Annotated in this window: 3 protein-coding genes; 2 read left to right on the plus strand and 1 reads right to left on the minus strand. The window is 67.7% G+C overall.

What is annotated here, in order from left to right:
- Positions 1-36: 36 nt before the first annotated feature.
- Together ACQY76_RS10785 and ACQY76_RS10790 are read left to right on the plus strand one after the other, a co-directional pair.
- Positions 37-7,341: a neuraminidase-like domain-containing protein gene (locus tag ACQY76_RS10785; RefSeq protein WP_428032866.1), complete on the plus strand. Its 7,305-nt coding sequence runs from the start codon at positions 37-39 to the stop codon at positions 7,339-7,341.
- Between the two features lie 11 nt (positions 7,342-7,352).
- A complete protein-coding gene (locus tag ACQY76_RS10790; protein WP_428032867.1) occupies positions 7,353-10,652 on the plus strand; it encodes a hypothetical protein in 3,300 nt (1,099 codons plus the stop codon).
- A gap of 4 nt (positions 10,653-10,656) precedes the next feature.
- On the opposite strand, the gene ACQY76_RS10795 is transcribed toward ACQY76_RS10790, so the two are convergent.
- A complete protein-coding gene (locus tag ACQY76_RS10795; RefSeq protein ID WP_428032868.1) occupies positions 10,657-12,336 on the minus strand; it encodes a mechanosensitive ion channel family protein in 1,680 nt (559 codons plus the stop codon).
- Positions 12,337-12,425: the final 89 nt, after the last annotated feature.

The raw sequence follows: 12,425 nt of genomic DNA on the forward strand, positions 1-12,425 counted from the left end.
CCCCTCGATCGTCGCCACCGTTTCGGGAGCCGTTCCATGAACCGTGTCACCTTTCCGATCACGCCGCACGCGGACGAAGGCTCGATACGTGGGTTGCAACTGGCTCTTGAGGGTCTCCTCGCACGCGACGCCATCGTCGTGCGGGACGAGGCGACCCGTAGGGCGCTCGCCGAAGCCATCGCGCGGGAGCGCGGCTCATACGGCGACGCGACCCGAAAGACCGTGGCGGTGTTCCAGGACGAGTCCCGGCTCGATGAGGGATCTTCCGGGGAAGTGGGCGAGAAGACCGCTGCGGCCATCAACGCGCTGCTTGAGAAGCTCGGTCTTCTGGACCGAACGGCGACGGATGGGGTTCGCATCGTCGCCGGACAGGTCACTGCCGACAAGGCGCCGTTGCCGCGCGGGCTGACCGTTCTGGCTTTTTTGGAGACGCGGGCGGGGGCGATACGGGTTGGTCAGGACGATGTGGACGCCATGGGCGGCTACGCGATCCGCTATCTTCCGGTGCCTGGCGAAGAGACGGCGCTCAGCGTCGTGGTGGTCACCCCGGCGCAGGAGCGCCTCGCCGCGTCAAAGCCCCGGAGGGTCTCGGGCGCGCTGGAGCGCATCGATATTGCCCTGCCGGCCGCAGAGGAGGCGCAGTTGTTCACGGTGAGGGGTAAGGTCGGCGGGTCGGGCCGGCCGGCCGTCTCGGGGATTTCGCTCCGGCTCTACGACGTCAACCCAAGCGGGGCGGCGGGCCTCGTGGAACTCGCCGCCGGCACCTGCGGCGATGACGGACGCTACGCGTTTTCCTTTACGCCCGGCCGCGCCTTGGCCGAGCGCGGCAAGGACCGCCCGGACCTGCTGCTGCAGGCGGTGGAGGGCGAGCGGGTCGTCGCGGCCTCCGACATCCGCTACGATGCCGGGCCCATTGAGACGATCGACCTCGTGCTGCCGGCGGATGCCCGCACCGGCGGGGGGGAGTTCGAGGCGCTGTCAGCAAGCCTGAAGCGGCGCCTGAGCCTGCCGCTGCGCGATTTGCGCGAGGACGGCAAGCACAACGACATCACCTATCTGGCCAACAAATCGGGCTGGGATGCCCGCACCGTCGCAATGGCGGCGCTGGCCGATCGTTTTTCGGCTGACCAGAGCGAGGCCGGCGAAAGCCTGGCGCCCAGTTTTTACTACGCGCTTTTCCGTGCCGGGCTGCCGGCCGAGCCTGCCACGCTCTACAGGAGCCCGCCCGCCACCGTGCGTGCCGCATGGGAGGCGGCGGAGGCCGCGGACATCATACCCCGGGCCGACAAGGCCGAGCGTGAACGCCAGCTTGCCGTGTTCCGGGCGATCGCTGCCCCGCGTGCATTGGACGCCGCCGCCATGGCCGGCGCGTCCACCTTGCGCGAACTCATTGCCGATACGCTGAAGAATGAGGGCGAGCAGCGGCAGTTCGCCCTCCTGCGCGACCGCCATCGCGGGAACGCCAAGGCTTTCTGGGAGGATGCGGAGCGGAATTTCGGACCGGAGCGTGCGGCGCGTCTGAAGCTCGATGGCCGGCTCGGCAGCTTCACCTTGCTCAATGCCCCCTTGATCGCCAAGCTGCACGCGACCCAGGACAAGCCGATCGCCGACCCCTCGGATCTTGCGCGGCGCGGCTATTTCAAGCCCGACCGCTGGAGCGAGCTGGTGGCCGATGCGGTGCCCGCCGCCGTCGAGGGGGACACCGAGGAAAAGCGTCGCGAGACGACAGCCGCGCTGCTGGCCGCGCAGATCCGCCTTGCCTATCCGACGCTGTCCATTGCCGAGCAGGTGCGCGCGGGCGATCTGCCGGTGAAGGGTACGGCGGCGGAAGCGGTGCACGCCTTTCTCGACACGCATCACCAACGCTTCGCCATCGGCGCCCAGCCGGTCGCGCAGTTCCTGCGTCGCGAGGGGATCGAGGCGGCGGCGGATCCGAAGGTCACGGCGGCCGTCGAGCGCATTCATCGCGTCTACCAGATCACCCCGGACGACCGGAGCATGGCGGCGATGCTGTCGCGCGGGTTCGATTCCGCCGCGAGCGTGGTGCGGTATGGGCCGGACGAGTTTGCCTCCGCCATGGGCGAGGCCCTCGGAGGGGCGCCGGCCGCGCGTCTCGTTCACGCCAAGGCGGCGCAGGTTCACGCCGCTGTCCTGTCGATCGCCACCACCTATGTCACCAGCGCGCAGGCACCGGTGATCGGCGGGCGCGCCAATTCCTTCCTGGCCGCGAACGCCGCCGGCCAGGCGGCGCCGGGGCTGGGCGGTGACGTGATCGCCATGCCTACGCTCGAGCAATTGCTCGGACCGATGGATTATTGCGGCTGCGACCATTGCCGCTCCGTGCTGAGCCCGGCGGCCTATCTGGTCGATCTTCTGGAATTCCTCGACCGGCCAAGCGTTGCCGGGGCGAACCCACTCGACGTGCTGCTCGAACGTCGGCCTGATATTGCGGCGCTCGCGCTCAGTTGCGAAAACACCAATGTGCTGATCCCGCATATCGACCTCGTCAACGAGATGCTCGCCCATTTCGTGGCGCATGACCTCGCCATGACGGGCTTCGACGGGCACGACGTCACCCCCGAGGATCGACAGGCGGACCTGCTGGCGGCACCGCTTTATGCCGATGAGGCGGCGCGGCAGAAGCTGGAGACCGCCCTGTTCCCGCCGCCGCTGCCCTTCTCGCAGCGGCTCGAAGCGCTTCGTGCGCATTTTCGGGCGCTCGATACCCATCTCTGGAGTGTCATGACGGCGCTGCGCCCCGGCGAGGCGCTCGGCGCAGCGGCTCCTGGCGGCTATGGCTGGCGCGACATCCTGCGGGAACGGGTGGGTCTTTCGCCCGCCGAAATAAGCCTGCTGACCGATGGCAGCGTTCCGCTCGCCGATCTCGCCGGCCTGGCCGGGGGCATGGCGCCGGATGCCGTCATCGCGACGCTGTCCGAAGCCAAGGGTTTCGCCCGCCGCGCCGGCATCGGCTATGAAGAACTCGGACGTTTGCTGGGTATGCAGTTCGTCAACCCCGAGCGCGGGCTTCTCCCGCGGCTCGAACGGCTGCATGTGCCGTTCACGACGCTGGCGGCGCTGAAGGCGAACACGCTCGCGGAGGCGGATTTCCGCGCCCTGCTGCCGGCGGGGCTGAACGCCGCCGACTATGGCGGCGACGTCGTGGCCTGGGCGAAGAACGATGCCGTGTCGGCGCGCTACATGTCGCTCATCCTGCTCACGGATGAGGGCGCGAGTGCTGACCCCTGCTCGTTCGATCATACGCATCTGCGCAGGGCGGAACCCGACGCGTCGCGGAACCGACTTCGGGCGGTGGATTTCCGGCGCATGCTGCGATTCCTGCGTCTGTGGCGGCGGCTGGGATGGAGCATGGGCGAGGTGGATGCCGCCATCGTCGCCCTCATGCCCAAGGCGCCGGCGCCGGCCGACGAGGCTGCTGAACTCGCCGCGCTCGATGCCGGTTTCGCCGTGCTGCTCGACCGGCTGGGAACGCTGCTGCTGATGATGGACCGGCTGAAGGTGCAGCCGGGGCGCGATCTCGACCGGCTTCTGGCGTGCTGGTCGGATCTCGGCACGTCAGGTGCCGACTCCCTCTATGCCCGGATGTTTCTCAGCCCGGTTACTCTCGCGGCGGACCCGGCCTTTGCCGATGACGGCTATGGCGGCCTTCCCGGCCGTCCCGACGAGAGCCTGTTCGCGCATGCCGAGACGCTGCGCGCGGCCCTGAGCCTTACCGGCGACGAGTTCGGGCTGTTGGCGGCGCATCTCGGCTTCACGGACGCGACGCCGCTGACGCTCGGCAATATCAGTGCGCTGTCGCGGCACGGCTGGCTTGCCCGGACGCTGAAGCTGAGCCTGCGCGAACTGCTGGAGATGATCGTCTTCTGCGGCCTCGACCCTTTTGCAGCGCCTGATTTCCGCGACCCGGGGGAGGGGGAGGCGGACGGGGCGGCCGTGGCGCCGTGCCTGCGCTTCGTGGATTTCGTCGCCGCGCTGCGGGCCGCCGGGCTGAAGCCTGCCGACGTGCTTCTGCTGTTCGCGGGTGTCGATGTAAGTGGCCGATCCACCCTGTCGGCCGAGACCATCGCCACCCTCGCGCACAGCCTTCGTGTCGCGCTGGGCGCCATCACTGCCGAGTTCGCTGTGGCGGCCGATCCCACCGGTGATATCGCGCGCAGCCGCATCGCCCTGGTGTTCGGCCAGGCCACCGCCGACGCGTTCGTGGGCCTGCTCGATGGAACGGCCGTGACGGAGACCGACTATGATCACAGCGGGCCGGAGCTTGAAGCCGACATCGCCGTCGCCGGGGGCGAGCGCCTTGCCTATGACGATCTGCGCAAGCGGCTGGCCTATGGCGGCCTGCTGCTTGCCGACAGGGCGGCGGCACTGAAGGCCGTGCCGGGCGTGTCCGCGGCGTTTTCCGCCGCCATTGACGCTCTCGCAAGCGCGAGCGAGGCACAGGCCGCGCCGATCTTTGCGGCCCTGCCGGAACTGCGCCCGCTGCACGATGCCTTCGTCATGTCGGTGGCGCCGATCGAGGAGCGGCGGCAGGCGCTGCTCGACGGCATCCTGCCCGCTCTCATAGCACGCCGGAAGGAACGCCAGGCGATCGAGACATTCGCCACCGCGATTGCGGCGCCCGCCGAACTTGTGGCGAAGCTCACCCAGGATGCCGCGCTCCTGCACGCCGACGAGGCACCCGCGCGCCCGGCGGTGGCCGACCTCGCCGGCATCGCCGCCGGCGGGCTGGGCCTGCGGGTGTACTGGCGCGGCACCGCGCAGGGCGTGGCGGATCAGGACGTGCCGCTCGTCGCCGCGCTCGACGCGATGCCGGGGACGTCACGTGCCGTTCCCGGCAACCCCGCCCAGCCCATGGAGCCGATCTCGGCCGTCTGGTCGGGCTGGATCGACGCGCCGGAGACCGGTGTCTACGGATTTTCCATCGACACCGATGCCGGCGCCAGCGTCACGGTGCAGGTCGCAGGCGAGACGGTGCCGCTCGACGCGTCGGGCAGCGTCTTTTCGAACCGGCGGCCGGTGACGCTGGCAGCCGGCACTCCGGTGCCGCTTCGGGTAACGATCGAAGGCTTCAAGGGGCGCGCGCGGCTAAGATGGTCGGCACAGGGGACGGGCTGGCAGATCGTGCCCTCGCGCCATTTCTACCCGGACGGCGCAATGGCGCGGCTGGCGGCGACGACGCGCAGGCTGGTCGGCATCGCCTCGCTTGCGGCAGGCCTGAAGCTGCGGCCGTCCGAGATTGGCTGGCTGGGCAGCTTCGCGGCCGGGCGGATCGACGGCGAAGGCTGGTTCAACGCGCTGCCCGCCGCGCCGAAGCTGAAAGCCCTCCCGCAGCCCGTGCTGGCGGCGCGCGTCTCGACCATCGGCCAGTTCGTCGCGCTTCGACAGAAGCTCGCCCCCGACGACGACCGGTTGGTGACGCTGTTGACGGCGCCGACGGCGTCGATGCCCGATGGCTCGCCCGCGCTCGAAGCCATGACCGGCTGGTCCAGCGCGTCGATTGACATGCTGCTGGCACGTTTCGGCGTGGCGCGGGCGGATCTCGTGCGTCCGGCCGTCTTCGCGCGGCTCGCCGAGGCTATCGAGCCGGTGATCGCGCTGCGTATCCCTGCGGGTGCCCTGATGGCGGCGGCAACGGTCGATCCGAGCGCCGCGCAGGTGGCGGCGCTGCAATCCGCGCTTCGCGCCCGCTATTCCGATGCCGAATGGCGCGACCTGTTGAAGCCGGTCAATGACGGGCTGCGCGCCCGCGAACGGGACGCGCTGGTCGCACATGTGCTGCAACGCTTCCAGCTCGATCCCGCCACACGCCATATCGACACGGCGGACCGCCTGTTCGAGCTGTTCCTGATCGATGTACAGATGCAGCCCTGCATGGAAACCGCGCGGATCCGCGCGGCGCTCTCCTCGGTCCAGCTTTTCATCGAGCGTTCGATGATGAATCTGGAGCCGCGTGTCCCGCCCTCGGCCATCCGCGCCGACCAGTGGGAGTGGATGAAGCGCTACCGGGTGTGGGAGGCGAACCGCAAGGTTTTCCTCTGGCCCGAGAACTGGCTGGAACCGGAGTTGCGCGACGACCAGTCGCCCGCCTTCCGCGAGGTGATGGGCTCGCTGCTGCAGAGCGACATCACCGAGGATACGGCGGCGCAGGCGCTCGGCGCCTATCTCATGCAGCTCGACGAGGTGGCCAAGCTCGAACCCTGCGGCATGCACATCGCCGAGCGCGACCCGGGCATTGCCGACGACCTGGTCCACGTCATTTCGCGCAGCCACGGCGCCGGCCGCAAATATTTCCACCGCACGCGGGAGGGCGGCAGCTGGCAGCCCTGGAACCCGATCAAGCTCGATATCGAAGACACGCCAGTCATACCGGTGGTGTGGCGCGGCCGCCTCTTCCTGTTCTGGCTGACGATCCGCAAGGACCCGCTGATCGATCCGAACGCCATGGATACGAGTTCAGCTGTGGGCGACAACATCGCCAGCATGAAGATGGACACGCTGCGCGGCGACATGAAGAGCTTCGCCGCACGCACCACCCAGGTAGCGGTAAGCGCCATTTTGAATTGGAGCGAGAAGGTCGGCGATGCCTGGCAGCCGGCGCGCGCGTCGAATCCCGACCGGCCCACAATGCTCGGCACCTTCGCGGCGGCGGGAGCCAACGCGTTCGATCGGTCGAGCCTGCGTTTGAAGGCGACCGAGACCGGCGACTTTCTTCACGTGTCGATCTCGGGCGCGGGCAGCGGCGCGTTTTATCTCTACAACACCCATGGCACGCCGATCCGCAGCGAAGATGTGCCGCCGATGGAGGGGCTGCTCTTCTTCCTCCTGGGCGAGTCGCGAAAGCTCACCATCTCCCATGGCGCCCTCAGCGCGCGCTACACCAGCCATTTCACCAAGGCCGACGAAACGCGCCGCCTGATCAGCGTCCCCAGCCTCACGCGCCTGGTCGAGTCCTCGTATTACGTGGCGGATGCGTGGCACGCGCCCTTCATCATCGAGGACCGGCGGCACGCTTTTTATGTGCGGACGGCCTCGCGCGGCGTGACCTTTTCCGAGCAGGTGTGGTTGGAACCCGAAACCTCCGGGACGACCGTCATCCCCGGTATTCCGCCGCTGCGGCACGAGTTCCGGGAGATACCGGCCTTCACGCCGCCCGATCCGGTCGGCCCCGTCGCGACGGGCGGGCTCGCGACCCACTACGAACTCGAACGGTTCATCGGCGCCGATACACGGATACGCACGGGAGTGCTCAGCACGGACACCGTCACCTTCGACGGCGTCGAGTTCGGCCTGGCCGGCCCGGTCGCCGGCAAGAAGATTTGAGGGAGGACACCATGCTGATCAGCAGTTCCGCTTATTCCTTCCACGATTATCGCCTCGTCGATCTTGCCCGCCGCTTCGAGACCGTGACGCGGCCGGATGTCGAGTTCACCTACACCTTCGACGCTTTCTTTCACCCGCTCGTCCATCGGCTGGTGGAAGAACTGAACCGCCGCTCGCTGCCCGGCCTGCTCGACGCCGATTTTCATGCCGCGCTCGCCGAGGATTTTTTCGCCGCGGCCTATACGCCGCAGGCCGAGGATCGGCAGGTTGCCTACGGCACCTTTCCGAAGAAGGAGATCGACCTTTCGCCGGGCGGCCCCTATTCGGTTTATAATTGGGAATTGCTGTTCCACCTGCCTGTTACCATCGCGGTGCATCTCAGCAAGAACCAGCGCTTCGCCGAGGCCATGCGCTGGTTCCACTTCGTTTTCGATCCAACCTCGACCGACACATCGCACCCGCCGCCGCAGCGCTACTGGCGCTTCCTGCGCTTTCGCGAGGCAACCGACAGCCACCAGCTGGACGAACTCCTCACCCTGCTCAGCAAGCCCGATCCCGAATGCAGCCAGGCCGAGCTGGATGAGAAGTTGCGCGTGCTCGAAGGCTACGAGGCCATTCGCAACCATCCGTTCCAGCCGCACCGCGTCGCCCGCACCCGGCTGATCGCGTACCAGTACGCCGTCGTGATGCGCTACCTCGACAATCTGATCGCCTGGGGAGACCAGCTGTTTTCGCAGGACACGATCGAGACCATCAACGAGGCCAGCCAGCGTTATGTGCTCGCCGCCAACCTGCTCGGCCCCCGGCCCGAACGTGTGCCCGCACGCGGGCAGGTCCGCACCCGCAATTATCGCGAGCTCAAGGCCGCCGGGCTGGACGCGCTCGGCAATGCCCTGGTCGATCTCGAGGGAAAATTCCCGTTCAACACGTCCGCCCCGTCGTCGCGGCCGCAGGCGCCGCAGAGCGGGCCGTTGTTCGGCATCGGCCGGACGCTCTATTTCTGCATTCCCCAGAACGAGAAGCTGCTGGCCTATTGGGACACGGTCGACGACCGGCTGACCAAGATCCGCAACTGCATGAACATCAGGGGCGTGGTCCGCAGCCTCGCGCTGTTCGACCCGCCGCTCGACCCGGGCATGATGGTGCGCGCCGCCGCCGCCGGGATCGATATCGGCGCGCTGACCGCCGGGTTGAACCAGCCGATCGGCCCCGTCCGCGCGCAGGCGATGATCCAGCGGGCGCTCGAACTGGCAAACGAGGTCCGCTCATTGGGCGGCACGCTGCTGTCGGCGATCGAGAAGCAGGACGGCGAGTCGCTGGCATTGCTGCGGCAGGAGCAGGAAATCCGTGTGCAGGAAATGTCGCGCGAGGTCCGCTATCTGCAATGGAAGCAGGCGGAGGAAGCGACGGAGGCGCTGCTGCGCAGCCGGGCCTCGACCCTGGAGCGCTACGACTACGCCCTGCGCCAGCTGGGATTGCACCGCGACGCGACGGCGCTGCCGGACACCTTCACGCTCGGCGAGCGGCGCGAGATTACCGAGGCCAATTTCGACGGCGCGCTGTCGGCGCTGGTCAGCGAATATGATCGGCCGGTTTCGCTCCAGAACTACCCGGCGCTGGAATTGGCCGGCGAAAGCGCACCCGACCAGGCGGCCGGCGCGGTTGGCAAGGGCGTGATGTTCCTCAACGCCAAGGAGAATGCCGACGTCAACACCCATGGCCCCGCCGCGCAGGCGATCCGCAAGAAGTCGATGATGGCGGATCTCGTTTCCGCGGTCATGGCGATGATTCCCGACATGGGGATCGACCTGCATTTCTGGGGCATGGGCGGCCACGCCAATATCTTCGGCGGGTCCGCCCTGTCCTCGGCGGGGCGGTTCTATTCGCAGGTGAAGGGCATGGACGCCGTCAGCGAGGAAAGCCAGGGCATGGTTTCCAGCAAGCTCTCCGGCTTTGAGCGCCGGGCGGATGACTGGATGCAGCAGGCCAACCTTGCCGGACGGGAACTCGCCCAGATCGGTCGCCAGATCGTCGGCGCCCTGATCGCCGAACAGGGCGCACGCAAGGAGTACGACGTCGTCGGTACGCAGATCGAGCAGGCACGCGAGGTCGACAGCTTTCTGCGCGGCAAATTCTCCAGCGCGGAACTCTATGGCTGGATGCAGGGCGAACTGTCCCGTCTGTGCCACGACTATTATCGTTTCGCCCTCGATACCGCCCGCAAGGCGGAGCGCACGGTGAAGCACGAGCTGATGCGTGCCGAGATCGACGACGTCACCTTCATCCGGCCGGACTACTGGAATGCCGGCCGCCGGGGTCTGTTGGCCGGGGAGGGGCTGCATCTCGATCTCAAGCGGCTGGAGGCGGCCTATGACGAGAACAACCGCCGCGAATTTGAACTGACCCGCCAGGTGTCGCTTCGCCAGCTCGATCCGGCCGCCCTGCTCACGCTGCGGGCCACGGGACGCTGCCGATTCGACATTCCGGAGGCGTTTCTCGATATGGACGGCGTACATATCCATCGCCGGCTGCGATCGGTGGCGCTGTCGCTGCCGGCGGTGGCGGGCCCGTACACGCCGCTGCATGCGACGCTGACCCTTCAGCGCAGCACCATCCGCACCTCGGCCCAGCTACGCGACGGCGCCTATGCGCGGCAGGGCGAGGACAACCGCTTTGTCGACTATCTCGGCAGTTCCGAACAGATCGTCACCAGCAGCGCCGTCGCCGATGCCGGGCTGTTCGATCCCACCTTTCGCGGCGAAAGCCCGCTTCCCTTCGAGGGCGCGGGCGTGGTGTCGAGCTGGCAGCTCGACCTGCCGCGCGAGTTTCCCTCCTTCGATCGCGAGTCGTTGGCGGATGCGGTCCTGCATCTGCGCTACACGGCCCGGCAGGGCGGCGAATTGCTGGCGACGCAGGCCGCGACCGAGCTGCGTGCCGCGCTGGAAGAGGCCGGGACGGCGGGCCTCGCCCTGCTCCTCGCCCTGCCGCAGGACTTCGCGATGGACTGGGCGGCCTTCGTTCACGGCACCGGCGACCTGTCGCTGACGCTGCGCCGCACCGATTTTCCCTATGTCACGCGGGGGAGGGCCATCGCTCTCGACGGCATCACCTTCTTCGCCGGCAGCGGTGGGCGCCTGCAGCGCAGGGACCTGCTCCTGCGCGAGACTGACGCGGCGCGGCTGGATGAATTGTCCGACAACCTGTCGTCCGACGCGGGCGAGGCGGCGTTCGGCGCGCCGGCCGACCCCTCTGTCCTGCGCCGCAAGCCCGACCACCCGGTGTGCCTGCTCCTGCGCTATCACCTCGCCTGACGTTCTATGTCGTGCCGCCGCGGACGGCAAAGCCGGCCTCGGCGTTCTGGACGATTTCCTCGATGCTGAGAAGCAGCCCTTCCCGTGCGGCCATGAAGGTATTTTCGTCCTCGCAGCGCAAATAGGCGAAGACCTCGATATCCTTCGAGGAAGGCCCATAGCCGACAAAGTGGACGTAGGAGGACTCGGGCACCACCAGCGGATCCGCGCCCAGGAGATCGCGGATCCGGGCGAGCAGGAGGCGCATCTGCTCGGGGGTGGTGCCATGGCCGATATGCAGCAGGGTCTGCAGAAGGCGCGTGCGGCGGGCCGAGAAATTGTCGAGATGCATTTGCGAGAATTCACTGTTGGGAACGGTGACCAGGCTCTGCTCCAAGGTGCGGATGCGCGTGGAGCGCAGTCCGATCTGCTCAACCGTGCCGACATCGTCCCCGTAGCGGCAGAAGTCGCCGACCCGCACCGGCCGGTCGGCGAAGAGCGTCAGCCCGCCAATGATGTTCTCCAGCGTAGGCCGCACCGCCAGCGCGATCGCGAGGCCGCCGGCACCAAGACCCGCGACCAGTGGCGCGATCGGAATGCCGATCCGGCTGGCGGCGGCCGCGACCAGGAGGATCAGGAAGACGAGGCTGATCAGGCGGAACAGCATCCGCGTCATCGCCGCGTCGAGATGGAGGCGCCCGTCGGACCCGTTCCCCATGCCGCCGATGGCGTCGGCAAGACGGTTCGACAGCACGAAGACCAGCCAGGCAAGGCCCACGCCCTGGACGGCGAGGACCAGGAAGCCGATGACCTCCATGGGCAGTTCGAGCAGCCCGACGACATTCTCGGCGAGGTTTTCAAACACCTCGGCCAGGACGACAACCAGGATCAGCGCCACCGGCGTTCCAAAGCGCAGCCATGGGCTGGCGGAGCGTCGGTCGTTATCCCAGTTGATGCCGGCCCGAACGATGATCGGCACGAGCGGCAGGCCGATGGCGATCAAGGCCGCCAGCGCGATCCACTGCCAGACGGCATGGCCGGCGACGACGAAGGTTGCCCAATTCGGCAGCCTGTCGCGATATCTCTCGGGCACCCAGTCGCCGGGGCTCGACAGCACATCCTCGTAAATGCCTGCGAGAGCGTTGGGCTGATAGGGAACCTGCCGGACGAGGTCGTAATAGGTGCGAAGGTCCGCGACAGTTTCCTTCGAGAACAGATATTCACCGGCGCGCGACCCATCGGTGATCTTCACGATCTCCAGCTTGGTATTGGGGATCACCCAGCGCGTTAGTTCCTCGTCCTTGCCGACGGCGAGTTCAGTGTCGCCGGGGATCTGCTCCAGGGGCGGGAGTTCAACCCGGTCCAGCACCTCGCTGAGCAGCGCCATGTCGATGAGGGTCGTGGCGCCATAGCCGAGAGCGGGAATCTCGCTGAAATCGATGGTGTCGCGTGCGCGTGCCAGCGCGCGGTCGATCACGCCGCGGCTCTTGCCGCCGCGCCAGGCTTCGGCGCTGTTGCGAAAGTCGCGGATGAAGGTGCTCAGCGTGTCGCGCGGGCTGGAGGTGTCGGCGGCGCGCAGCGGAAAGGACTCGTCGACCGCCTCCGGCGGAGCGGTCTGGGCGAAGGTGGCGGAGGCGCTGCCGAGAACCAGCGCACACAAAATCAGGACGCGGCAGAACAGTCGCAGGCAAGTCGAGCCGGTCACATCATCTTCCGATCTGGTACTCAGAGGGTACGTCGAAATCCGGCGCGTGTCGGCGCTCCCGACTGATTCCGGCCGGCCGGTGACACCGA

The sequence above is a fragment of the Ancylobacter sp. genome (genome assembly GCF_965279025.1).
Lineage (GTDB): Bacteria > Pseudomonadota > Alphaproteobacteria > Rhizobiales > Xanthobacteraceae > Ancylobacter.